At 73.5% G+C, this 24001-nt stretch carries 17 protein-coding genes; 7 read left to right on the top strand and 10 right to left on the bottom strand.

Annotated features, from left to right (window positions below; genetic code table 11):
* The first annotated feature begins 9 nt into the window (after positions 1-9).
* From ACIBQ6_RS10345 to ACIBQ6_RS10330, 4 genes are read left to right on the top strand one after another with little or no spacing between them, the layout of a single operon-like run.
* On the top strand, positions 10-780 hold the full coding sequence (locus ACIBQ6_RS10345) for an ABC transporter ATP-binding protein (protein ID WP_397157559.1): 771 nt from the start codon (positions 10-12) through the stop codon (positions 778-780).
* A complete protein-coding gene (locus ACIBQ6_RS10340) occupies positions 777-1667 on the top strand; it encodes a branched-chain amino acid ABC transporter permease (protein ID WP_358286314.1) in 891 nt (296 codons plus the stop codon). The genes ACIBQ6_RS10345 and ACIBQ6_RS10340 overlap by 4 nt, the downstream gene beginning before the upstream one ends.
* Positions 1660-2763, top strand: a complete 1104-nt coding sequence (locus ACIBQ6_RS10335) for a branched-chain amino acid ABC transporter permease (RefSeq protein WP_397211120.1) — start codon at positions 1660-1662, stop codon at positions 2761-2763. The genes ACIBQ6_RS10340 and ACIBQ6_RS10335 overlap by 8 nt, the downstream gene beginning before the upstream one ends.
* Positions 2753-4030, top strand: a complete 1278-nt coding sequence (locus ACIBQ6_RS10330; protein ID WP_358286310.1) for an ABC transporter substrate-binding protein — start codon at positions 2753-2755, stop codon at positions 4028-4030. The genes ACIBQ6_RS10335 and ACIBQ6_RS10330 overlap by 11 nt, the downstream gene beginning before the upstream one ends.
* Positions 4031-4080: 50 nt before the next feature.
* Here the strand turns inward: ACIBQ6_RS10330 and ACIBQ6_RS10325 are convergent, their stop codons facing one another.
* The 3 genes from ACIBQ6_RS10325 to ACIBQ6_RS10315 all read right to left on the bottom strand — a co-directional run bounded on the left by ACIBQ6_RS10325 (position 4081) and on the right by ACIBQ6_RS10315 (position 10978).
* On the bottom strand, positions 4081-5175 hold the full coding sequence (locus ACIBQ6_RS10325; protein WP_397211118.1) for a glycosyltransferase family 4 protein: 1095 nt from the start codon (positions 5173-5175) through the stop codon (positions 4081-4083).
* Between the two features lie 30 nt (positions 5176-5205).
* On the bottom strand, positions 5206-7383 hold the full coding sequence (locus ACIBQ6_RS10320) for a glycogen debranching N-terminal domain-containing protein (protein ID WP_358286306.1): 2178 nt from the start codon (positions 7381-7383) through the stop codon (positions 5206-5208).
* 187 nt (positions 7384-7570) lie between these two features.
* The gene (locus ACIBQ6_RS10315; RefSeq protein ID WP_397211116.1) at positions 7571-10978 is read right to left on the bottom strand and encodes a phosphodiester glycosidase family protein; all 3408 of its coding nucleotides are present in this window, start codon (positions 10976-10978) and stop codon (positions 7571-7573) included.
* Positions 10979-11083: 105 nt separating this feature from the next.
* Here ACIBQ6_RS10315 and ACIBQ6_RS10310 point away from each other — a divergent pair, with 105 nt between their 5' ends.
* On the top strand, positions 11084-12277 hold the full coding sequence (locus tag ACIBQ6_RS10310; RefSeq protein WP_397211114.1) for a cytochrome P450: 1194 nt from the start codon (positions 11084-11086) through the stop codon (positions 12275-12277).
* Here the strand turns inward: ACIBQ6_RS10310 and ACIBQ6_RS10305 are convergent.
* Positions 12237-14486 (bottom strand): hypothetical protein, encoded by a 2250-nt coding sequence (locus ACIBQ6_RS10305; protein WP_397211112.1) that lies wholly within the window; start codon positions 14484-14486, stop codon positions 12237-12239. The two genes, ACIBQ6_RS10310 and ACIBQ6_RS10305, sit on opposite strands and share 41 nt — an antisense overlap.
* Positions 14487-14812: 326 nt before the next feature.
* Here ACIBQ6_RS10305 and pulA point away from each other — a divergent pair, with 326 nt between their 5' ends.
* On the top strand, positions 14813-17383 hold the full coding sequence (gene pulA, locus ACIBQ6_RS10300) for a pullulanase-type alpha-1,6-glucosidase (protein ID WP_397211110.1): 2571 nt from the start codon (positions 14813-14815) through the stop codon (positions 17381-17383).
* Positions 17384-17470: 87 nt separating this feature from the next.
* Here pulA and ACIBQ6_RS10295 read toward each other — a convergent pair whose 3' ends face one another.
* The gene (locus ACIBQ6_RS10295) at positions 17471-18289 is read right to left on the bottom strand and encodes a pentapeptide repeat-containing protein (protein ID WP_397211108.1); all 819 of its coding nucleotides are present in this window, start codon (positions 18287-18289) and stop codon (positions 17471-17473) included.
* A 206-nt stretch (positions 18290-18495) separates the two neighbouring features.
* Between ACIBQ6_RS10295 and ACIBQ6_RS10290 the strand changes: the two genes are divergently transcribed.
* Complete coding sequence (locus ACIBQ6_RS10290) at positions 18496-19218, top strand: VIT1/CCC1 transporter family protein (protein ID WP_358010508.1); 723 nt, start codon at positions 18496-18498, stop codon at positions 19216-19218.
* 78 nt (positions 19219-19296) lie between these two features.
* Here the strand turns inward: ACIBQ6_RS10290 and ACIBQ6_RS10285 are convergent, their stop codons facing one another.
* From ACIBQ6_RS10285 to pgi, 5 genes are read right to left on the bottom strand one after another with little or no spacing between them, the layout of a single operon-like run.
* Positions 19297-19935: a LysE family translocator gene (locus ACIBQ6_RS10285; protein ID WP_397211106.1), complete on the bottom strand. Its 639-nt coding sequence runs from the start codon at positions 19933-19935 to the stop codon at positions 19297-19299.
* Positions 19932-20468 carry a hypothetical protein gene (locus ACIBQ6_RS10280; protein ID WP_358286292.1) on the bottom strand — a complete coding sequence of 179 codons (537 nt, stop codon included), beginning with the start codon at positions 20466-20468 and terminating at the stop codon, positions 19932-19934. Before ACIBQ6_RS10280 ends, ACIBQ6_RS10285 begins: the two co-directional genes overlap by 4 nt.
* 19 nt (positions 20469-20487) lie before the next feature.
* Positions 20488-20844, bottom strand: coding sequence for a spore germination protein GerW family protein (locus ACIBQ6_RS10275; protein ID WP_358286290.1), 357 nt, complete (start codon positions 20842-20844; stop codon positions 20488-20490).
* A 27-nt stretch (positions 20845-20871) separates the two neighbouring features.
* Complete coding sequence (gene zwf, locus ACIBQ6_RS10270) at positions 20872-22239, bottom strand: glucose-6-phosphate dehydrogenase (RefSeq protein WP_387669435.1); 1368 nt, start codon at positions 22237-22239, stop codon at positions 20872-20874.
* Positions 22240-22241: 2 nt separating this feature from the next.
* A complete protein-coding gene (gene pgi, locus ACIBQ6_RS10265) occupies positions 22242-23873 on the bottom strand; it encodes a glucose-6-phosphate isomerase (protein ID WP_397211103.1) in 1632 nt (543 codons plus the stop codon).
* Positions 23874-24001 lie beyond the last annotated feature (128 nt).

Here is a 24001-nt window from a genome sequence, read left to right as displayed (position 1 = left end):
CCGGATGGTATGCCCGCCCTGGAGGTGCGCGACGTGACCGTCCGCTTCGCCGGACTGACGGCGCTGGACGGCGTCGGCTTCACGGTCGCGCCCGGCACCGTGCACGCGCTCATCGGCCCCAACGGCGCGGGCAAGTCCACCTGCTTCAACGTGCTGTCCGGCGTCTGCCGGGCCGCCTCGGGCAGCGTCCGGTTCGGCGCGAGCGAGCTGACCGCGCTGCGCCCGCACCGGATCGCCGCGCTCGGCGTCGCCCGCACGTTCCAGAACATCGCGCTCTCCCCGCACCAGCCGGTGCGGGACAACCTGCTGCTGGGCCGCCACCGGCTCACCCGGGCCGGGTTCGTCTCCGCCGGGCTCGGCCTGCCGGGCGCGCGCCGCGAGCAGCGCGCGCACGCCGCCAGGGTCGCCGAGATCGCGGCCTTCGCCGGGCTCGCCGCGGTGCTGGACACGCCGGTCGGGCTGCTCCCGTACGGCGTGCAGAAGCGGGTCGAGCTGGCCAGGGCCCTGGCCATGGAGCCACGCCTGCTCCTGCTGGACGAGCCGGTCGCCGGGATGAACGGCGGCGAGCGGCTGGAGATGGCCGGGCTGATCAGGTCGGTACGGGAGAGCCTGGGCGTCTCCGTCCTGCTGGTCGAGCACGACATGGGCATGGTCATGCGGCTGGCCGACCGGGTGACCGTCCTGGACTTCGGCCGTCGCATCGCCGACGGGCCGCCCGCCGAGGTGCAGAACGACCCGGCGGTCATCGGCGCGTATCTGGGCGTGGAGGAGACGGAGTGATCACTTTTGTGGAGCTGCTCGTCAACGGGGTCTCGCTGGGGGCCGTCTACGCGCTGATCGCGCTGGGCTTCGTCGTCATCTTCAAGGCGACCGAGGTGGTGAACTTCGCGCACGCCTCGCTGCTGCTGGCCGGCGGGTACGTGGTGGCGCGGCTGCATCCGCACCTCGGCTTCTGGCCCGCCCTGCTGGCCGGGGTCGCGGCGGCGGCGGTCATCGGGGCGCTGGTGGAGTTCCTGGTCATCCGCCGCTCGAAGGCCGGTTCGCACAGCGTGCTGGCCATCGTCACCATCGGCGTGGACATCGTGCTGACCACCGAGCTCACCCGGCGGATCGGCACCGAGGTGCTGGCCATGGGCGACCCGTGGGGCTCGCGGGTGCTGCGCCTCGGGCCGGTCACGGTCGCCGAGACCCGGGTCGTCGCGCTGGTCGTGGCCGGGGTGCTGATCGCGGCGTTCCTGCTGGCGTTCAAGTACACCGGGTGGGGCGTGGCGATGCGGGCCACCGCCGAGGACCCCGAGACGGCCGCGCTCATGGGCGTGCGGCTCGGCCGGGTCTCGGTCAGCGCGTGGGCCGTGGCCGGGGCGCTGGCCGCGGTGGCCGCGCTGTTCCTGTGCGTCTTCCCCACGCCCGGCCTGGACCGCGGCTCCTCGCTGGCCGCGCTGAAGGCCTTCCCCGCCGCGATACTCGGCGGCCTGGACTCCACCACGGGCGCGCTGGCCGGCGGCCTGATCGTCGGCGTCACCGAGGCCCTGACCACCGGCTACCAGAACGACCTGGCCTTCCTCGGCCGCGGGATCGGCGACGTGGCGCCGTTCCTCGTCATGGTCGTCGTGCTGCTGCTGCGGCCCGCCGGGCTGTTCGGGACGCGGGAGCGGGCCCGTGTCTAGAACCGTCGGGTCACTGGTGGCCCTGGCCGTCTTCGTCGCCGTGCCGTTCTACCTGGAGGGGTTCTGGCTGCAGGCGGGGCTGTTCGCGATGGCGGCCGCGATCGGCGCGATCGGCGTCAACCTGCTGACCGGGGCGACCGGGCAATTGTCCATGGGCCACGCCTTCTTCCTGGCCGTCGGCGCCTACGCCTACGTCTACCTGGCCGCCGAGCCCACCGCGTCGCTGGGCGGCCTGGGCCTGCCGACGCCGGTGGCCGCCGTGCTCGCGGTGGCGCTGGCCGGGGTCGCGGGCGGGCTGTTCAGCCCGATCGCGGGCCGGCTCAAGGGCGCCTACCTGGGCATCGCCACGCTGGCGCTGATCTTCGGCGGGCAGCATCTGCTGTTCAACGCCGGGCCGGTCACCGGCGGGTTCAACGGGCGTGCCGTGCCGGCGATGGAGGTCTTCGGGTTCGCCTTCGCCGACGGGCCGGAGCTGGTCGTCATGGACGTGCCGTTCGGCGCGCTGGAGCGGCTGTGGTTCCTGGGCGGCCTGGCGCTGCTGGGAGCGGCGCTGTTCGCCCGCGGCGTGCTGCGCGGGCGGCCCGGCAGGGCGCTGAACACGATCCGCGACCACGAGATCGCGGCCGGGGTGATGGGCGTGCCCGTCACCCGCTACCGGGCCGGCGTCTTCGTGTTGTCGTCCATGTACGGCGGCCTGGCCGGCGTGCTGCTGGCCCTGGTCTTCCAGCGGACCGTGCCCGACTACTTCGGCATGCTGCTCTCCCTCGACTACCTCGCGATGATCGTCATCGGCGGCCTGGGCTCGGTGGGCGGCGCGGTGCTCGGAGCCGTCTTCGTCTCCCTGCTGCCGCAGCTGCTGACCCGTTACGGCGACGCCATCCCCCTGGTGTCGCCGTCCGGCTCCGGCGGCGGCCTGTCCCCCGCCGAGGCCGCCCGCATCCTGTACGGCGCCGCCGTCGTCGCCGTCGTCCTCTTCCTCCCGGGCGGCCTGCTCGGCCTGCCGCGCGTCCTGCGCCGCCGGTCACCGGGGCGCCGCCCGTCCGCTTCACCGTCACCGGATCCGTCCCCGAAGACCAGGAGCTCACATGTCCCGTAACCGCACGGCCGTCCTGGCCGCGCTGCTGGCGCTGGGGCTGGCGGCCACCGCCTGCGCCAGCGGCAAGGCCACCGGCGGCGGCCAGGCGACCGCCACCGCCGCCGGCGGCGACGGCGTCAGGACCGGCCCCGGCGTCACCGCCGACACGATCACGCTCAGCCTGCTCACCGATCTGACCGGCCCCTACGCGTCGCTGGGCAAGAGCCTCACCCAGGCGCAGCAGCTCTACTTCGAGCAGGTCAACCAGAGCGGCGGCGTCTGCGGCAGGAAGATCGAGACCATCGTCCGCGACCACGGTTACGACGCGCAGAAGGCGATGGCCGCCTACGCCGAGGTCGCGCCGAAGACGGCCGCGATCCCGCAGTTCATCGGCTCGCCGATGGTCACCGCGCTCAAGGACCGGATCACCGCGGACAAGATCCTCACCCTGCCCATGGCGTGGGCCACCGGCCTGCTCGGCAGCGAGGCCATCCAGGTCACCGGCACCACCTACGACGTGGACATGATCAACGCCGTCGACTTCCTGGTGAAGGAGAAGGGCGTCAAGGCCGGCGACCGGATCGGCCACCTGTACTTCGAGGGCGACTACGGCGAGAGCGCCCTCGCCGGGTCCAAGTACGCCGCCGGCGAGCTGGGGCTCACGCTGGTCGAGCAGAAGATCAAGGCGACCGACCAGGACATGACCGCGCAGGTGGCGGCGTTCAAGAAGGCGGGCGTGCGGGCCGTGCTGGTCTCGGTCGGCCCGCGCCAGGCGGCCTCGCTGGTCGGCGTGGCCCTGGCCGCCGGGATGGACGTGCCGTTCGTCGGCAGCAACTCGGCCTACAGCCCGCAGCTCCTGGCCACCCCGGCCGCGCCGGCGCTGCTGAAGGACTTCTTCTACGTGACCGCGGGCGCCCCGATCAGCGCGCCGCTGCCCGCCTACGCCAAGCTCATCGCCGACTATCAGGCCAAGTACGCCGGCCAGCCCCTGGACAGCGGCGTGGCGGCCGGCTGGACCGCGGCGATCATCGTCGGCGACGCGCTGCGCAAGGCATGCCAGGCCAAGGACCTCAGCCGGGCGGGCATCGTCGCGGCCCACCGGTCGCAGAAGTCGTGGGAGGCCGGGCTGGGCGGCACGCCGATGGACTTCAGCGTCTTCGACCGGCCCGCCTCGCGCGCCTCCTACGTGGTCAAGCCCGACAAGCAGGCGGTGGGCGGCGCCGTCATCCTCAAGGAGGCGGCGGTGTCGGAGCTGGCCGGGAAGTACACCGTGCCGGCGGCCGGCTGACCGGCGGCCGCGCCACCGGCGCCCACCACCGGCGTGCACCACCGGCGGGGTCACCGCCCGGCGGGCTCGCCGGTGAGCCCCGCCGGGCGGGGGGCGGCCAGCATGCGGCGGTAGACCCCCTCGTAGGCCGCGGCCATCGCGCTCACGCCGAAGTGCCGCTCGACGTGGGCGCGGCAGGCCCGCGGGTCGAGCCGCCCGGCGGCCTCGATCGCCGCGGGCAGCTCGGCCGGCTCCCGCAGGACGAACCCCGTCACGCCGTCCACCACGATCTCCGGCACCGCGCCCCGGCCGATGGCGACGACGGGCGTGCCGCAGGCCATGGCCTCGATCACCACCATGCCGAACGGCTCCTCCCACTGGATGGGGAAGACCATGCAGCGGGCGGCGGCCAGCAGCTCGCGCTTGCGCCCGGCGTCGGCCTCGCCGAGATAGGTGACGCCGGGGCCGAGCCGCGGCCGTACGTGCTCGTCGAAGTAGACGTGCTCGCACGGCTCGGTGAGCTTGCCGGCCAGCACGATGCGGCGGCCCGCGGCGCGGGCGGCGTCGATGGCCAGGTGCGGGCCCTTGCTGTGGCTGAAGCGGCCCAGCCACAGCACCCAGTCCTCCTTGTGCTCCCGGAAGGGGAAGGAGGCGGTGTCGAGCGCGTTGTGCACGGTGGCGATCCAGTTGAGGTCGGGGGCGTCGGCGCGCTGGGCGTCGGAGACGGCGATCAGGTTGACGTGCTCGCCGAGCGCCCGGTACACCTCGCCCAGCTCGCCGCCGGCATCGCCGTGGCAGGTGACCACGGTCGGGGTCGCCCGGCCGAGGGCGGTGAGCGGCCCGGCCAGCGAATGGTCGTGCACGATGTCGGCGGGCAGCCCTTCCAGCGCCCGCCAGGCCTGGGCGGCGTGCAGCACCTCGGGCAGCCCCTCGCCGATCCGCTCCGAGGGCGCCTCGGGGTAGGTGACCAGGAACTTGGCCGGGAGACCGGTGCTGCCCGCGCCGATCAGCGTCACCTCGTGGCCGCGGGCGGACAGGCCCGTGATCAGGTCGGCGAGCATCTGCTCGATCCCGCCGTAGGCCCGCGGCGGGACCTCCTCCCAAGGCGGAGCGACCATCACGATGCGCAGCGCGCCTTCCCAGTCGTCCTCGGAATCCGTCGTCATCCCAGCACCTCCCCCGTGTCGGTCCGGTCGTCACAACGCCGGCAGGCCGTGCGCCCTGCGGGCGGGGCCGGAGCGGCAGGCGCCGCTGATCGGGCAGCGCGGTTCGGTGACCAGCTCGACGCCGTCGGGCAGGCCGGACACCAGCGGCGTGCCGTCCTCGCCCCTGACGCGGATGCCGACCCTGGAGTCGCCCACCGGCATGCCCTTGATCGTCACCTCCCCGAACCCCTCGGGCAGCGCCGGGACCAGCCACATCTTCCCGTACGGCACCCACGGGTCCAGCCGCAGCAGCGTGCGCAGAAGCTGGATGGGCGCGGCGGCGGCCCACGCCTGCGGCGAGCACGACGTCGGGTACGGCACCGGCCGCCCGTACTCCTCCTTGCCGAACCCGCAGAACAGCTCCGGCAGCCGCCCCCCGAAGGCGTGCGCGGCCTCCAGCAGCCCGACGGCGATGCGCTGGGCCTCCTCGACGTGGCCGTAGCGCATCAGCCCGGCGGCGATGATCGCGCTGTCGTGCGGCCACACCGAGCCGTTGTGGTAGCTCATCGGGTTGTAGGCCCCCATGGACGAGGCCAGCGTGCGCACCCCGAACCCGGTGAACATCTCCGGCGAGAGCAGGTGGCGGGCCACCTGCCGGGCCTTGTCCTCGTCGGCGATGCCGGCCCACAGGCAGTGGCCCATGTTGGAGCCGAGGCCGTCGATGGGCCGGCCGCGCCCGTCCAGGCCCATGGCGTAGTAGCCGGGGCCGGGCAGCCAGAACCGTTCGTTGAACGCCTCCCTGATCTCGCGCGCCCGCTGCACGTAGCGCCGCTCGGCGGCCTCGTCGCCCTGCTGGCAGGCGAAGTGGGCGCGGGCGAGGTAGGCGGCGTAGACGTAGCCCTGCACCTCGGCCAGGGCGATCGGCGGGCGGGCGATGGTGCCGTCGGCGAAGTTGACGCCGTCGAAGGAGTCCTTCCAGCCCTGGTTGACCAGGCCGCGGTCGGTCTTGCGCTGGTACCAGACGAAGCCGTCGCGGCTGGCGTACTCCTCGATCCAGGCCAGGGCGGCGTCGGCGTGCGGCAGCAGCTCCTCGACCGCCTCGCGGTGCACGCCCCAGCGGCGCAGCTCGCCGAGCAGCATGACGAACAGCGGGGTGGCGTCCACCGAGCCGTAGTAGGCCCGCCCGCCGTACGGCGAGGAGCCGTCCTGGACGCCGAAGCGCAGCTCGTGCATGATCTTGCCGGGCTCCTCCTCCGACAGCGCGTCGACCTTGGCGCCCTGGAGCCGGGCCAGCCGGCGCAAGGTGCCGAGGGCGAGCGTCTGGTCCAGCGGCAGCGCCATCCAGGAGGTCAGCAGCGAGTCGCGGCCGAACAGCGTCATGAACCAGGGCGCGCCGGCGGCGATCGCGGGCGGCTCGTCGGGATGGTCGCGGTCGAACAGGCGCAGGCTGCCCAGGTCCTCGCGGGAGCGGGCCAGGGCCTCGACGAGAGCGGCGTTCGTGCTCTCCAGGACGGGGGTGCTGGCGGTCCACTCGGCCAGGCGGCGGGCCGGCTCGGCGTGGTGGGGGGGATGGGCGACCGGGAACCGGGCCGAGGACTCCTCGCCCTCGTGGACCGGCGTCACCAGCACGGTGACGCGCCATTCGCCGCGGGCGGGCACCACGACGTCGAAGGTGAGCAGGCCCGGCGCGGTGACGACCGGCGTGCCGGGCGGTTCGACGGCGATCCTGGCGCCGCGGGCGCGGCTGGGCGAGTAGACCTCGATGCCGCGTTCGCCGGGGTTCATCTCGACGTCCTCGGCGGGCCAGCTGCGTTCGGACTTCACCTCGAACAGGTCGGCCAGGTCGGCGCCGGCCTGCACGCACACGACGCAGCCCGCGGCCTCCTCGGACATGTTGCGCAGCGTGAGGTCCTCGCGCAGCCCGCCGCCGATGTACCGGTCGCGCACCACGAGCAGCGTGCTCTCCGCCCATCCGGGACGCGGCCGGGCCTTGCCGAGGAAGGTGGCGTGGTAGGGCTCGCCCATGATGACCTGCAGCGGCTCGACGGGATGGTCGTCCACGCGCAGCATCCAGCGGGACAGCAGACGGGTGTCGGCGTGGTAGACGCCCTGCGCGCCGCCGGGGACGATGTCGCCGCCGTGCTGGCACACGCAGAACGAGCCGCCCTCCACGAGCGTGACCGTGTCGCCCAGCGCGCCGGGTTGTCCCTCGAAGGTCCATGCGTTCACCGACGAACCCCCAGTCCTTCCCCCGGTCCCGCGCCTTGCGGGGGCAGGTCCCCGCACGTCAGGAGTGCTATCCGGAGGAAGAAGGGGAAATCCCATGACTGCCTAGATTCTTAACCCCTCATCCCGATATTTCGGTATCTGGGAGGGGTTTCGGCCGGGGAGGGTGGTTCCTCCCCGGCCGGGGGCCTCAGGCGGCGGCCTTGGCGGTGAGCGCCACGGTCGCCTGGCGGGTGACCCCGCTGACGGTGACCGCGACCGTCACCTGTCCCGTCCGCAGGGCCGTGATCGTGCCGGTGCCCGGGTCGAGCACCGCCACGTGCCACGGCTTGGCCGTCTGGCGGGTGCCGACGTGCAGGTTGGGCGAGCCGGACCAGGTGACGGAGACCGGGTAGGCGGCCGGGACGGCCCGGTCGTCCTGCCGGATCGCCGCCGTGACCGGCGCGGGCGCGCCGACGGCGACGGTCGCGGGCGCGGTCAGCGTCAGCTCGTCCACGTGCGGCCGCACCTGCGTGCCGATCCAGTCGGGCGCGTCGGTGAACCAGTTGCGCCGGACGTGCTCGGCCTCGGCGGGCGTCACGGGGTCCACGCCCCACAGCGACCAGCCGGTGAAGCCGCCGTCCTCGGGGGCGGTGGCCGGGTTCTTGCCGGAGTTGCCGTTGATGAAGTACGGCACCGCGTCCACGCGCGAGGCGTTGAACGTGCCCACGTGCCCGCCGATGAAGGCCGCGCCCTTGCCGGTGTCGCGCTGGAAGCCGGCCAGCCAGCCCTCGACCAGCGCGGCCTCCTTCCGGTCGCCGAGCTGGCTGCCCTTGCCCGGCGTGGGGTCGCGCGGCGGCACGTGGAACAGCACGGCGACGGATCCGACGGCGGCGTCCTTCGCCGCCTTGTCGAGCTCGGAGCGGAGCATCGCGACCTGGTCGTAGCCGCCGCCGCGCAGGTTCAGGCGGGAGGTGTCCAGGGTGACGAAGCGGGTGCCCTTGTGGTCGAAGGTGCCGTACGTGTCGCCGAAGACGGCCTTGAAGTTGTCGATCTTGCCGCCCATGACCTCATGGTTGCCGGGGATGTAGTGATATTTCAGCTCTCCTCCCAGCTCCTCGTCGAGGATCTTCTTCGCCAGCGCGAAGTCCTCCGGCGACGCCTCGTCCACCAGGTCGCCGTTGATCAGCAGGAAGTCGGGCTTGGCGGCCTTGATCTCCTTGAGCGTGCGGCGGGCGTTCCTGACGATGTCGCTGTCGGGGTTCCTGGCCACGAACTGGGCGTCCGACATGACCGCGAACCGCCAGGGCGCCTTGGCCACGTCCGCCTTGACCACCGGGTCGGCGACCTTGGGCACGGCGGGCGCGGTGATCGACGGCGGCACCTTGGCCACCAGGCCGTCGATCAGGATGTCGTTGCTGTACTTGGCGTCGGCCCGGGTCTCGGCCACGTAGAAGCGCCGGAGCTTGAGCGGGTAGTTGACCCCGGCGGGCACCGGGAACTCGACGTACTGCCAGCCGGTCCACGTCATGTACGGCCCGCGCAGGATCTGCGACTGGCCGAGCGCGTCGTAGAACTCCAGGCTGGGCCACTCCCCCTTGCCGGTGGAGTTGATCCACAGCCCGAACGCCTGCGGCTGCCCGTCCACCACGATCTGCTGCGGCGGACTGGCGTACGCGGCCCGGGTGGCGGTCGAGGTGGTGAAGTCGTAGGACAGCTTGAGCCCGCCGCCGCTCTGGCCCGGCGCGGCCGACAGCGAGCCGGTGGCGCGGGCGGCGGCGAAGGTCCACTTGGCCGCGTCCTCGAAGTCGGCGACCGGCTTGGACTCGAAGCCGACCGTCACCGGCACGGCCGTGGTGATCTTGCCGACCTTGGCGGTGATCAGCCCGGAGCCGGTGGCCTGCCGGGCCTTGACGGTGAAGTAGCCGTGCTCGGCCGGGGTGACCTCGAACAGGTTCCGGTCGTAGTCGAGGGTGAGGTCGTCCGGCTCGATGGGCGCGGAGTTGCCGTTGTGGTCGTAACCGACGACGCCGAAGGCGGCGCTGCCGTCGGCGCCCGAGATGCCGAGCCGGTCGGCCGTGGCGCCGAGCCGCTGCAGCGGCTGGAGCACGGTCAGGCCGATCGTGCCCTTGGCGCCGCCGCGCGCGGCGGTGACCGTGGTCTGGCCGGGCACCAGGGCGTGGAACCTGCCGTTCCTGATCACGCCGTGCACGGCCGGGTTGGCCCGCCAGGACGGCGTGCCGGCCGCGGGGCCGTACGTCTCGTCGTAGCCGGCGGCGGTCAGCCGCCTGGTCAGGCCGGGGAAGACGCGGTCGGGGCGGCCGCCCGCGACCGGGCCGACGCCGGGCGCCTTGGCCGGGTCGCTGGCGGTCTCCAGCCAGAAGCCCTTGAGCTTGCCGCTGCCCTCGGGCGCGTACAGCGCCAGGCCGTTGGGCACGTGGCGCTCGCCGCCGTCGGAGGGGCTGTTCTCCACCTGCACCTCGGCCGAGCCGGGCTCGCGCGCCAGCAGGGTGGAGGAGCCGCCGCCGTCGAGGTTGAGCGCGTTGGCCGCGCCCAGGTCCACCATCATGGCGGCCAGCTCGTTGAGCGTGACGCCGCGGCTGTCGGCCTGGCGGCCGTCCACGGTCAGCAGGTACATCTTCCTGCCGTCGGCGGAGAAGCCCACGGCGGTGCGCGGGTGCGCGGCCGGGTCGGTGCTGCTCTGCACGACGCCGTCCTTGACCAGGACGTAGTTGCCGCCGACAGCCGCCTTGACGGCGGCGCCGTCCGACGCCTTCGGCTGGTACTTCACGTCCACGCGGTCGCCGGCCTTCAGGGCCGACAGCGCGGCGGCGCCGGCGTCCCGGCCGAGCAGGATCGTGGTGCCGGCCGGGATGGGCCCGGTGCCGGCGGCGTTGCGCACCTCGGTGACCACGCCGTCCACCAGCACGACCTCGGCGACCGTGGCGGCGCCCTCGACGGCGCGGGCCCGGCTGTAGGAGCCCCACAGCGGCGTGAACAGGCCGACGCCGCCGTTCTGCACCATCTGGTTGAACTGGGTGAGCGCGATCGGCGCGCCGCCGGAGGGCGTGGCGGTGCCCTCGAAGTACATCTTGAGCACCCGCCCGACGCCGTCGCCGGTGACGGCGACCGCGTTGTCGTGCCCGGCGGCCGGCGACTGGACCAGCGTGCCGTCCTGCACGCCGATGCCCTGGGCGGCGCCGGAGTTGTTGATGTCGAAGAAGTCGCCGTTGACCGCCGCCACCGCGCGGGAGCGCCCGGCGGGGCCGGACAGCGGCTCGGTCTTGGTCACCTCGCCGGAGAAGACGTAGTCGGCCCTGGGGCCGCCCTTGCCGCCGCCGAGGTCGGCGGTCAGCGCGTCGGCGCGCAGCCAGCCCAGCGCGTCGTAGGTGTCGAACGAGGTCAGCGAGAGGCCCGGCGCGACCGGCCGGGTCCTCTTGGCCGTCTCCAGCCGGGGCTGCCCGGCGGTGGCCTGGCTGATCAGCGTGGAGGGCGGCGGGTAGGAGGACGCCTTCAGCGCGTCCTCGGCGGGCGGGGCGGGGTCGGCCTGCGCGGGCGCGCTCAGGGCCACCGGCCCTAACACGAGCGCGGCGGCGGCCAGGAAACGGAGGGTCTGCACGACCGAACTCAATCGTTCGTGGATATAAGTTTCAAGACTTCGGAGTGAACTAAAAGAAAATTTCAGATCTTGTGGCGTCCCGGGCCACGCCGGACGATGGGACGCGTGGATCGACAGGCGCTCTACTGCGACCCGTACCCGCTCTACGCCCGCGCCCGCGCCGCCCCCGGGCTCACCTTCGTCGAGGAGCTGGACGCCTGGCTGGTGGCCCGGCACGACGACGTGCGCGAGGCGCTGTCCAGGCCGGACGACTTCTCCTCCCAGGGCGCCCTGCGGCCCGACGTGATCCCGAGCCCGCGGGCCTTCGCCGAGCTGGCCGGGGTGCCGGGCGGCGCGCCCGTGGTGCTGAGCACCGACGGCGAGGCGCACCGGCGGTACCGCAGGCCGCTCACCCGCGGCCTGTCGCCCGCCCGGGTGGCCGCCGCCCTGCCGTTCGTCACCGCCACGGCCGCCGACCTGGTCACCGCGTTCGTCAAGGCGGGCGGGGGCGAGTGGATGTCCCGCTACGCCAGGCCGCTGCCCGCCGCCGTGATCGGCCACCTGCTGGGCCTGGACGCGGCCGACGTGCCCACCGCGATCAGGGGCGGCTTCCGGGCCGAGGACCTGCTGTTCACCCCGATGCCCGAGGACGAGCAGATCGCCGCCGCCCGCGACGTGGCCGCGCTGCGGCGGCTGCTGGCCGCCCACGCCGCCCGTTCAGGCGAATCCGCCGACCTGACCGGCGAGGTGGTGCGCGGTCTGGCGCCCGGCCCCGGCGAGCCGACGCCCGTCCAGCGCGACGAGATCGCCTCCAACGTGGAGAACGTCATGCTCGCCGGACATCTCACCACGACCGCGCTGCTCGGCTCGGTCGTGCACCGCCTGCTGCGCGACCGCCGCCAGTGGGAGCTGCTGTGCGCGAGCCCGGCCGAGCTGATCCCGGCCGCGATCGAGGAGGCCGCCCGGTACGAGGCGCCCGTCCAGGGCTTCCGTCGCCGCGTCACCAGGCCGCTGACGCTGGCCGGCACGCCTTTGGACGAGGGCTCGACGGTCTTCGTCTCCTTCGCCTCGGCCGGCCGCGACGAGGCGGTGCACGAGCGGCCCGACGTCTTCGACATCACCCGCCCGCGCGCCCGTCATCTGGCGTTCGGCCACGGCGCGCACGGCTGCCCCGGCGCGTTCCTGGCCCGCGAGCAGCTCCGGGTGACGCTGGAGCTGCTGGTGGCCGAGCTGCCCGGCCTCCGGCTGGCCCGCACGGACGTCGTGATGGCCGCCACGCTCATCCACCGCGCGCCCGAGGAGCTTCATCTGACCTGGTGAGCCGGGCCAGGGTCTCCTCGTAGGCCGGGTCGAGCCAGTAGTCGGAGTGCCAGCGCGCCTCGGGCAGCGGCTCGCCCGGCCCCGGCTGGAGCGGGTCCCAGCAGAACCGGTCGACGGTCTGCTCCCCCTCGCCCGCCGGACGCGGCCCGAACGGGTCGACCCGGCGGAAGACCGGCCCCCCGATGGGGTCGCTGAGCCGGTACAGGTTCGTCCAGCGGACGGCGTCGCGCATCGCCGACAGGCCGGGGGGGCCGAAGTAGGCGGGGAAGAAGGCGGCGTACAGGCGGCGCAGCGGCGAGCCGTGGGTGAGCAGCCGGACGCGGGGCCGCAGCTCGGGCCGTACCTGGAGGACGAGCGCGGCGGTGAGCACGCTGCCCTGGCTGTGCCCGGACAGCACCACCTCGTCGTCTGCGGTCCTGGTCAGGGTCTTGACCCGGGCGAGCAGCTCGGGGATCACCCGTTCGGTGTAGCAGGGCGGCGCCAGCGGGTGGATGGCCCTGGGCCAGAAGGTCGAGACGTCCCACAGGATGCCGACCGTGCGGCGCAGCCGCGTGTCGCTGTACGTGCGGCGGCCCAGCAGGACCAGGCCCACGACGATCGCCGTCATGGCCCAGCTCCCGATCGAGGCCAGCAGCCCGGCCAGCCCGCCCACCGGGGCGAACAGGTGGAACCGGTAGATCACTGTCACCGCGCCGGAACCGGCCACGCCGATGCCGGTGAGCACGGCCAGCACGAGCCCGGCGCGGTCGGTGAGGGCGGCCAGCGCCCACTTGCCGGCCACGTCCCGGTCGTAGGCGCCGTAGTAGGGGGTCAGCTTCGGGGTGAGCGCGGCGGCGGCCGACCCGCGGGCCAGCCACAGCTCGGCCGCCACGGCGACGAACCCGATCACCAGCAGCGGCACGAGCGCGGCCGTCCACCAGACCGGGTCGTCGAGGTAGAGCCTGCGGTCGACCGGCCCCGGCTCGGCGACCGAGGCGGGCACGCCGAAGAACGTGGCGGTCCAGAACAGCAGGCCGAGGGCGAGCACGTTGGCGCTGCCGGCCGCCACCATCAGCGTGAACCAGGCCGCCATGCCGCACATCGCCCGCCGCTCGATCGGGTCGCCGGTCTCGGCCGGCCGGTCCATGCGCGCCAGGACGAACGTCGCCACCAGGATGAACAGCCCGAGCCCGACAGTCAGCGCGAACTGGAACGCTCCAACGCCGATGCCGGGCAGCTGCCGCCCCGGCAGCGCGGGCGACATCCCGGCCAGGGCGGCGGCGATCGTGGCCACGAAGGCCAGCGGCCCGGCCATCCGCAGCGCCCGGCACGCGCCGGTGAGCCAGGGCGGGACCGCCTCGCCGGGGGCCAGCCGCCTGGCGATGCCGGGCAGCGCCGCCAGCACGGCGGCGGCGACCTGGACGGCGGCGTTGGCGGCCGTCAGCGCCAGCCCCCGCGGGTCGCCCACGAACGGCGCCGACACCGCCAGGCCGATCGACCCCAGCGCGAAGGCGACGTGCACGGCCCGCAACCGCCACACGGGCGCGCCGCCGTGCCACAACCGCGGCCGGGCCAGCAACGGCCCGGGACGCGAGCCGCCGTCGTGCGGGATGCCGGTCTGCTCGTCGCGCTCCCAGGTGCGCCGCGCCAGCCACCACAGCAGCACGACCACCGCGAACGGCGCCAGCGCGGCGACCGCCAGCCGCCGGGACGGGTCGGCGCCCCACAACTCGCTCATCCAGTGGACCCAGGCGGGCGCGCTCTCGCGGGCGCAGGCCCGGCCGGCCGCGGTGCACTGCCAGCCGACGAGGTCGACGCTCGCCCGGGTGACCGCGCCCACGAGGGTGCCGGTGAGCAGCAGCGCGAACAGCCGCTGCGCCGCCTCGGCCACGTGCCGCAGGCGGGCGCCGGCCGGAGGTCTGGGGAGCATGAAGTAGGACAGGTTGGCCAGGGAGAAGGGCAGCAGGAGCAGCCAGAGCGCGATGGTCCTGCCGCCCGAGGTGAGACCGCCCCAGGCGTAGGCCTCGCGGTGGCGGACGCCGGGCAGGTCGTCCTGCTCGCCGTCGGGCCGGCCGCCGGGCCACCAGCGGCGGTAGAAGCCGGTGGTGGCGTCGCCGGCGATCTGGCGGGGGTGGGGATGGTTGAGGATGCTCGCCGGCGGGGTGCCGGAGACGCCGTGCACACGTAGTTCGGTCATGCCTCCGCAGGTGGGGTCCAGGAATCCGTCCATGAGCCCAGGATCACGCAAAGTCACTGATTACGCAAAGTAATGACACGGTCACGAAAACGGAGGCGTGTCGTCCGGCCCTCCTGGCGGCCAGAGCCCTGCGGGGAAAGCCGCATTTCACGGTCGCCGCCGGGAGGACGTCGCCGCCAAGGCGTGCTCCTTCGGCGGCCACGGCCGGGCGGACGCCGAATACGCCTGCACGGCCATGCTGATGCCCGACGGCGCCGACGTCACCGAGAGCCAGGGCCTGCGCCCGGCCCCCGGCCGAGTTGCGCCGCCCGGCGCGGCGTCCTCGCATGGGCCGCCGCCGGGCGGGCACCATGATCTACGTGACCGCGATCGGCGACGGCGAGGCGCGGGCCCACTGGATCGACAGGGAGACGGTCGTCTGGACGGTGGATCCGTCGCTGACGCACGCGCTGGCCTGTGCCCCGGCCGGCGGCATCGCCTGCCACGACGGCCAACTGACCGGCCATGCCGTGACCGTCCCGCTCACGCCGGGCGCGCTGGACGAGGTTCGGCGGCGGGCGTGGCCGCACCTGGCCGGCGGGACCGTGCTCAAGCTGCGCCCCGAGGACGCCGGGCTGGTGAAGGAGGCGCTGCGCGGCCAGGTGGTGGCCGTGGCCCGCGACGGCTCGGGCGCGGTGGCCGCGGCGACCGGCGTGCAGATCCCGGGCGTGCTCGACGACGTCTACGCCGGGGCCGTGCGCGCCGGGCTCGGGCCGTCCGGACGGCTGCTGCCCCGGCTGGCCCTCTGGGCCCCCACCGCACGGCGGGTGGAGCTGGCGCTCGGCGGCCGCCGGCACACAATGCGGCTGGACGAGGAGACCGGCGTGTGGTCGATCCGCGGCCTGCCCACCTGGTACGGCAAGGACTACACCTACCGCGTCACCGTCTACTCCCCCGCCGCCGGAGGCGTCGTCACGAACGAGGTCACCGACCCCTACAGCCTGGCCGCCGCGCCCGACGGGGTGCGCAGCAGGCTGGTGAGCCTGGACGACCCCGCGCTCAAGCCGCCCGGCTGGGACCGGCTGGCCAAGCCCGCCCCGGTCCCGCTGGACCGCGCGGTCATCTACGAGCTGCACGTACGCGACTTCTCCGCCTCCGACGCCACCGTGCCCGAGGAGCTGCGCGGCACGTACGCGGCCTTCCGCCACGACGGCGACGGCATGCGCGAGCTGCGCGCGCTGGCCGTGGACGGGCTCACCCACGTGCACCTGCTGCCGGTGTTCGACGTGGCCACGATCCCCGAGCGCCGGTCGGACCGCACCGAGCCCGGCTGCGACCTCGCCGCCCTGCCGCCCGACTCCGAACGGCAGCAGGAGATCGTGGCGCTCACCGCGGACCGCGACTCCTTCAACTGGGGCTACGACCCGCTGCACTACACCGTCCCGGAAGGCTCGTACGCGACCGACCCGGACGAGCGGATCAGGGAGTTCCGCGCCATGGTCGCCGCGCTGAACGAGGCCGGGCTGCGCGTGGTCATGGACGTGGTCTACAACCACACCCACTCGGCGGACGTGCTGGACCCGATCGTGCCCGGCTACTACCACCGCCTGCTGGAGGACGGCTCCCTGGCGACCTCCACCTGCTGCGCCAACACCGCGCCCGAGCACGCCATGATGGGCCGGCTGGTGGTCGACTCGGTGCGCACCTGGGCCAGGCAGTACAAGGTGGACGGCTTCCGCTTCGACCTCATGGGCCACCACCCGAAGGCCAACATCCTGGCCGTGCGCGCCGCCCTCGACGCGCTCACCCCCGAGCGCGACGGCGTGGACGGCCGCTCGATCATCCTGTACGGCGAGGGCTGGAGCTTCGGCGAGGTGGCCGGCGACGCCAGGTTCGAGCAGGCCACGCAGGCCAACATGGCCGGCACCGGCATCGGCACGTTCGACGACCGGCTGCGGGACGCGGTGCGCGGCGGCGGCCCGTTCGACGCCGACCCGCGCGTGCAGGGGTACGGCTCCGGCCTGGCCGGCGCGCCCAACGGCGCGCCCGTCAACGGCTCGGCGGAGCAGCAGCGCGAGCGCCTGCGCCACTGCACCGAGCTGGTCATGCTGGGCCTGACCGGCGGCCTGCGCGACTACGTGCTGCCCTCGGGCCGCGCGGGCTCGGAGGTCGATCACAACGGCGCCGCCGCCGGTTACGCCGCCCGGCCGGACGACGTCGTGTCGTACGTGGACGCGCACGACAACGAGACGCTGTTCGACGCGCTGGCCTACAAGCTGCCCGCGGGCACGCCGATGGCCGACCGGGTGCGCATGCAGGTGCTGTCGCTGGCCACGGTGCTGCTGGGGCAGGGGGCGGCGTTCGTGCACGCGGGCAGCGAGCGGCTGCGCTCGAAGTCGCTCGACCGCAACTCCTACGACTCCGGCGACTGGTTCAACCGGCTGCTGTGGGACTGCTCGGCGGGCAACGGGTTCGGCGCGGGCCTGCCGCCGCGGGCGGACAACGAGGCCGCCTGGCCGTACGCCCGGCCGCTGCTGGCCGACCCGGCGCTGCGTCCCGGGTGCGCGGCGATCGGGGCGGCGCGGGCGGCGTTCGGGGAGCTGCTGCGGATCAGGGCCTCGACCCCGGCGTTCGCGCTGGGCACGGCGGAGGAGGTGCGGCGGCGGCTGTCGTTCCCGGCCGGCGGCGAGGGCGTGATCGTGATGCGGGTGGACACCGCGGGGCTGGACCCGCGCTGGGACGCGGTGGTCGTGGTGCTCAACCCCACCCCGTCGCCCTGCACGCGGGCGCCGGGGGTGCCGCCGGGCCGCCGGGTGGGGCTGCACCCGGTGCAGGCGGCGTCGGCGGACGAGGTGGTCAGGCGGTCGTCCTACGACCCGGCGGCCGGCACGCTGACGGTTCCGGCCCGTACGGCCGCTGTTTTCGTCATAAATGCCGAAAATTCCTCATAAATTAAATTCTTTGGTGCCATAACCATGAATAGCGGTTGAGGAATGATCGCATCGCCTGAGGGAACCATTCCTGTGGAAGATGCCCGATCACTGGCTTTGACGCGCCCGACAGCGCAAACTGGCTGGACGGCGATCGCGTGGAGCATGGAGCACCCCGTGGACAATCACCTTGATCACATGCCGGTCCTGTCCCGCGGCAGGCATCGCAACCCGAAGCGCGGCGCCTGTTTCATGGAACTGGCGTCCTACCTGGCCGGCGAGCGGTGGAGCGACCACCCGGCCTGCACCCATCCGCTGCTGGCCGCGCTCGCCCGCCTGGTCAACGACAACACCGGCGACGAGAGCCGCGCCCAGCTGGTCGGGCTCGTGCCGTCCATCATCGGGCTGGCCGGCGACGACCTGCGGATCGACGCGCACATCGCGCTGCGCTGCGCGACCACGGCCCTGCCCGTCGCCGCCGCCGAGCGCCAGCTCGCGCTCGCGGTCTCGGTGCTGGCGGCCGAGGAGATGCTGGCCAGGCTCGACGGCGCGCCGTCCGGCCGGCTGAGCGAGCTGAGCCGCAGGGCGATGGAGCAGGTGCCGCACGCGGCCGAGCAGGCCAGGCGCTTCAGCCGGGCCGCCAAGATCACCGAGAAGGGCTTCCGCCGGTACGCGGCGCCCAACGCGGTGCAGCTCGCCGTGGTCGGCATCGTCCAGGCGTGCATCAAGGATCCCGACGCGCTGCTGCGCAGGCTGCTGGAGGACGCGATCGCCGACTGCGACGCGCTCGTCAACGGCCCGAGGGCCGCCCGGTCCGGTGCCACCCAGCCTGGTTCCGCCCAGCCTGGTTCCGCTCAGCCTGGTTCCGCTCAGCCTGGTTCCGCTCAGCCTGATCCCGCTGAGCCGGCTTCCGCCAGCCCGGCGCACGCCTGACCCCGTCCGCGTCCCTCCGGCTCCCGCGCGCCGCGGGCTCCGGGGGGACGTTCGCGTTTCCGCCCCCGGGCACGTGGTCGCGCGCGCACGGGCGGTGACACAGCGGGAAAACCGCAGATCAGGCTAGCCTCTCCTTCGTTGCGGATCATGCCGGAAGGGCCTAGATTCCGTGACGAACTGCCAATAAGGGGAGGATTGTCATGACCATTGAGCTTGCCCGGCCCTACTCTCCTGAGAAGCACCACAGCCACCGTGACGTCACCGGCGGCTGGTTGCGCCCGGCGGTGTTCGGGGCGATGGACGGCCTGGTCTCCAACGTGGCGCTCATCGCCGGCGTCGTGGGCGCCGCGGGCGCGGGGCGCGGCGCGGTGCTCGCCGGGTTCGCCGGCCTGGTCGCGGGGGCCTGCTCGATGGCGGCCGGCGAGTACACGTCGGTGCGCTCCCAGACCGAGCTGATGCGGGCCGAGATCGCCGTGGAGCGGCGCGAGCTGGCCCGCAACCCCGACGGCGAGCGGGCCGAGCTGGCCGCCCTCTACCGGTCGCGCGGCCTGGACGCCGACCTCGCCCGCCGGGTCGCCGAAGGGCTGTCGGCCGACCCGGAGCAGGCGTTGCGCGTGCACGTGCGCGAGGAGCTGGGCGTCGACCCCGACGACCTGCCCTCGCCCTACCTGGCGGCCGGCTCGTCGTTCCTCGCCTTCGCCGCGGGGGCGCTGGTGCCGCTGGCGCCGTTCCTGTTCGGGGCGTCGGGGCTGTTCCTGGCGCTGGCACTGAGCATGGTGGCGCTGTTCGGGTTCGGCGCGGCGGTGGCCGTGATGACCGCGCGGCCGTGGTGGCTGGGCGGCCTGCGCCAGCTCGGGCTGGGCGCGGGCGCCGCCGCCGTCACCTTCGGCCTCGGCCACCTGCTCGGCGTCGCCGTCTCCTGACGCGGCCGCACACCGCTCGTGGCCGCGCCGTCTCCCGACGCGGCCGCGCGCTGTTCATGGCCGGGCCGTCGGGGGCGGTCAAGGGCGGCCGGCGACGGCCAGGTTGACGCCGAGGCCGATGAGCGCGGCGCCGGTCAGCCCGTCCACGGCCTTGCGCACGCCGGGCCGGGCGAACACCCGGCGCAGCGTGCTGACCACGTTCGCCACCGTGAGGAACCAGACCATCGTGCCGCCCAGCGCGACCGCCGACAGCAGCAGCGTGTCGCCGAACGCGGCCCCCTCGCTCACGAAGTTCGGCACCAGGGCCACGAAGAACAGCGCGGCCTTGGGGTTGAGCACGTTGGTCAGCAGCCCCTCGGCGAAGGCCGCCCACGGGCCGCGGTCGGCGGGAGCGGGCAGGCCGAGGTCGAGCGCGCCGCCCGTGCGCAGGGCCGCGCGCAGCGCCTTGGCCCCCAGGTAGAGCAGGTAGAGGGCGCCGACGATCTTGACCACGGTGAAGGCCGTGGCCGAGGCGGCCAGCAGCGCGGCCACGCCGGTGCCGGCGGCCATCACCCAGACGGCCACGCCCACGGCGATCCCGGCCGCCGCCGCCATGCCGTGCCCGCGGCCGGACAGCGCCGAGCGGCGGACCACGACCGCGAAGTCGGGGCCGGGCGACATCGCCCCGAGCAGCACCAGGGCGCCGAATCCCACGAACTGCGTCAAAGAGGTCATCATGGCGTCCACCTTACGAGGACCCGGCCCTCGGGGATCAAGGTGGACAGCTCCCACGTCCAGCTCGGCACCGTGATCATCTCGGCCGGATGGTCGAGCGGGACGGGCGTGTCCAGCAGCACGGAGTGCGACGTGAGCGGCAGCCCGCCTTCGGGGACGACGACGCTCACCAGCGGGGTGCGCAGGCTGGGCCCGTCGGGCTCGTCCAGGTCGCTGGACACCCAGGTGGGCTCGCCGTCGAAGAACGTGCACACCAGCGCCCCCGCCGGCGCCGCGCCGGAGTGGCGCAGGGCGCCGGCGGGCAGCCAGGCGTGGTCCCCCGGCAGGTACGCCACCCCCGACACCCGCAGCTCGCCCTCCAGCAGCACGAACTCCTCCCCCGCCAGGTAGTGGCCGCGGCCGGGACGGCTCCACCGGGGCGGGAAGCGGACCAGCGACGTGCCGCCGCCCAGCGGGGCGACCCGCACCGGCAGGTTGGAGCCGGGCAGCAGCGCCTCGTGGCCGGGCAGCCCCGCGTCGAGCAGATCGATGAGCACGTCAGATGATGTGCCCCCGTTACCTCCTGTGACGCCACTTCTTGAAGATGGTCCGGATCGTCAGCACCAGGGCGAGGCCGACGATCTGGCCGCCGAGCACGATCCGGTTGACGTCGACGGCCGGACGCCACTGCACGTCGCCGTCCTTGACGACGAACACCCCGGCGGGGGTGGCGCTGTAGCCGAAGCCGCCACCGCCGCCGCTGCCGAGCTCCTCCCCCTTCTCGTCCCGGCCCTGCCCCTGACCGGCCCCGCCGCCCTGGGCGACCCGGGCGACGGGGATGACCAGGACGTCGCCGTGGTGGATCGGCTCACCGAAGACGCGCCTGACGGTGACGGCGTCCTTCGACTGCTCCAACAGCTCCTTGATGTCCATGGGCCCATCGTTCACCCGGATCGGCCGCTAGTCGAACGTGGTGGAGATCTCGTGCCAGCCGCCCGGCGGGATCTTCTCCGCCGGTTCCGGCCCCCAGGTGCCCTTCTCGTACGGCAGCGGCTGGTCGGGCAGGTCGAGCAGCCGGCCCACGATCCGCCACGACTCCTCCACCAGGTCGAACCGGGCGAACCGCCGCGGGTCGCCGCTGACGGCGTCGGTCAGGATGCGCTCGTAGGCGGCCTCCATCGGCCCGAGCACCTTGGTGAAGTCGACGCTCACCGGCACCGGGATCGTCCGCTGCCGCCCGGGCTCCTTGGCCAGCACGTCGAAGGTCACCCCGGCGTCGGGCTGCAGCCGGAACCTGATGAGGTTGGGCCCAGGCGGCACGTCGCCGCCGCGGAACATCGTCACCGGCGGCTTGCGCAGCTCGGCCACGATCTCCAGGTCGGTGGTGGGCAGCGCCTTGCCCGAACGGATGCACCAGGGCACGCCCGCCCACCGCCAGCTGTCGATGTAGAGCCGCATGGCGACGAACGTCTCGGTGGTGGAGCCGGGCCGGACGCCGGGGGTGTCGAGGTAGCCGTCGTACTGGCCGCGCACGACGTGGGCCGGGTCGACGGCCTGGACGGCGCGCAGCACCCGCCACTTCTCGTCGAGCTGGGCGCGCGCGTCCATGGACGGCGGCGGGTCCATCGCCAGGATGGCCAGCAGTTGCAGCAGGTGGTTCTGGACCACGTCGCGGACCGTGCCGTTGGCGTCGTAGAAGCCGCCGCGGTCGGCGACGTCGAAGTCCTCGGCCATGGTGATCTGCACGCTGCGCACGTAGTTCCGGTTCCACAGCGGTTCGAGCAGCATGTTGGCGAACCGGAACACCATGAGGTCCTCGACCGGCTCCTTGCCCAGGAAGTGGTCGACCCGCCGCAGGTGGTCCTCGTCGAAGTACTTCAGCAGCTCGTCGTTGAGCCTGCGCGCGGAGTCGAGGTCGTGCCCGAACGGCTTCTCCACCACGAGCCTGGCCTCGTGGTTGAGCCCGGCGCCGGCCAGCCCCTCGGCGACGACGGAGAACAGCGCGGGCGGCACCGCCAGGTAGTGGACGAGGAACCCCTTGCCCTCGACCTCCTGCCGCAGCTTCGCGAACGTCTCGGGGTCGCGGTAGTCGCCCGCCACCAGCCGCAGGTTGCCGGCCAGCTTCTCGAACGCCGCGTCCTGGACGCCGCCGCACGCCTCGCGGGCGTGCTCGCGCAGCGCGTCGAGGTCCATGTCGGTCTTGGCGACGCCGATGATCGGCAGGTCGAGCCTGCCGTCGGCGGTCAGGTGGTAGAGCGCGGGGAGCAGCATCTTGCGCGCGAGGTCGCCCGTGACGCCGAACAGGACCAGCGCGCCCGCCCGCCCCATCTCTAGGCCCGCCTTCCGCGCAGCTCGCGGTACCTGCGCACGAGTTGTTCGGTCGAGGAGTCGGGGAAGGTCTGCGGCGGCTCGTCGGAGGTGAGCGCGGGCGCCACGTCGAGCGCCATCTTCTTGCCCAGCTCGACGCCCCACTGGTCGAAGGAGTCGACGCCCCAGATCGTGCCCTCGACGAACACGATGTGCTCGTAGAGCGCGACGAGCTGGCCCAGCGTGGACGGCGTGAGCTTGGTCGCCAGGATCGTCGAGGTGGGCCGGTTGCCCGGCATCACCTTGTGCGGCACGATCTCCGGCGGCGTGCCCTCGCCCGCGATCTCCTCGGCGGTCTTGCCGAAGGCCAGCGCGCTGGTCTGGGCGAGCAGGTTGGCGGTGAGCTGGTCGTGCATGCCCTCGCGGTCCTCGAACGGCTCGGCGAAGCCGATGAAGTCGGCCGGGACGAGCCGGGTGCCCTGGTGCAGGAGCTGGTAGAAGGCGTGCTGGCCGTTGGTGCCCGGCTCGCCCCAGAAGATCTCGCCGGTCGGGACGGTCACCGGGCTGCCGTCGGCGCGCACCGACTTGCCGTTGGACTCCATGGTGAGCTGCTGGAGGTAGGCCGGGAAGCGGTGCAGCCGCTGGCTGTAGGGCAGCACGGCGCGGGTCTCGGCGCCGAAGAAGTCGGTGTACCAGATGCCGAGCAGGGCCATCAGGACCGGCATGTTGGCGTTGAAGGGCGCGGTGCGGAAGTGCTGGTCCATGCTGTGGAAGCCGGACAGCATCTCGCGGAACCGGTCCGGCCCGACGGCGATCATCAGCGACAGGCCGATGGCGCCGTCGAAGGAGTAGCGGCCGCCCACCCAGTCCCAGAAGCCGAACATGTTGTCGGTGTCGATGCCGAACTCGGCGACCTTGCCGGCGTTGGTGGAGACGGCCACGAAGTGCTTGGCGACCGCGTCCTCGCCCAGCGCGCCGACCAGCCAGGACCGGGCGACCCTGGCGTTGGTCAGCGTCTCCAGCGTGGTGAAGGTCTTGGAGGCGACCACGAACAGCGTGGTGGCCGGGTCGAGGTCGCGCAGGTTGCCCAGGATGTCGGCGGGGTCGATGTTGGAGACGAACCTGGCCTCGACGCCGGCGTCCACGTAGTCGCGCAGCGCCTCGTAGGCCATGGCCGGGCCGAGGTCGGAGCCGCCGATGCCGATGTTGACCACGGTCCTGATCGGCTGCCCGGTGGCGCCCTTCCACTCCTTGGACCTGACGCGGTCGGCGAAGGCGCTCATCTTGTCCAGCACCGCGTGCACGTCGGCCACGACGTCCTGGCCGTCGACGACCAGTTCGGCGTTCTCCCGCATGCGCAGCGCGACGTGCAGGACGGCGCGGTCCTCGCTCACGTTGATGTGCTCGCCGCCGAACATCGCGGCGATGCGCTCGCGCAGGCCCGCCCGCTCGGCCAGGGCCACCAGCAGGTCGATCGTCTCCTGGGTGGCGCGGTGCTTGGCGTAGTCGAGGTAGAGGTCCCCGGCGCTCACCGTCATCCGCCCGGCCCTGCCCGGGTCCTCCGCGAACAGCTCACGAAGCTGCTTTCCCGCCAGCTCCTCGTGATGCTTGCCCAGAGCCGCCCACTCCTGGCTCTGGCTGATGTCGCCGTTCACCGCTTCCTCCTCTTGCGTCGTCAAACCTGATCACATCGTCCCGCACTCGCGGGAGATCCGCTGAGCCGGGCTCCCGTAGGGAACCCCGTACCCCACGGGGAAGATTCCGCGCATGGCGCCGGGCACTC

This window comes from Nonomuraea sp. NPDC049655, assembly GCF_044465465.1.
Lineage (GTDB): Bacteria > Actinomycetota > Actinomycetes > Streptosporangiales > Streptosporangiaceae > Nonomuraea.
The sequence above is the reverse complement of the archived record's forward strand: the minus strand, read 5'-3'. Positions and strand labels throughout refer to the sequence as shown.

Bases quoted from the DNA above. Each gene is read 5' to 3' on its own strand.
- ACIBQ6_RS10325 (WP_397211118.1), bottom strand. From the start codon at position 5,175: ATGACGACGGATTCCGAGGACGACTGGGAAGGCGCGCTGCGCATCGTG.
- ACIBQ6_RS10305 (WP_397211112.1), bottom strand. From the start codon at position 14,486: ATGGACGGATTCCTGGACCCCACCTGCGGAGGCATGACCGAACTACGT.
- ACIBQ6_RS10275 (WP_358286290.1), bottom strand. From the start codon at position 20,844: ATGGACATCAAGGAGCTGTTGGAGCAGTCGAAGGACGCCGTCACCGTC.
- ACIBQ6_RS10345 (WP_397157559.1), top strand. From the start codon at position 10: ATGCCCGCCCTGGAGGTGCGCGACGTGACCGTCCGCTTCGCCGGACTG.
- ACIBQ6_RS10285 (WP_397211106.1), bottom strand. From the start codon at position 19,935: ATGATGACCTCTTTGACGCAGTTCGTGGGATTCGGCGCCCTGGTGCTG.
- ACIBQ6_RS10290 (WP_358010508.1), top strand. From the start codon at position 18,496: ATGACCATTGAGCTTGCCCGGCCCTACTCTCCTGAGAAGCACCACAGC.
- zwf (WP_387669435.1), bottom strand. From the start codon at position 22,239: ATGGGGCGGGCGGGCGCGCTGGTCCTGTTCGGCGTCACGGGCGACCTC.
- ACIBQ6_RS10330 (WP_358286310.1), top strand. From the start codon at position 2,753: ATGTCCCGTAACCGCACGGCCGTCCTGGCCGCGCTGCTGGCGCTGGGG.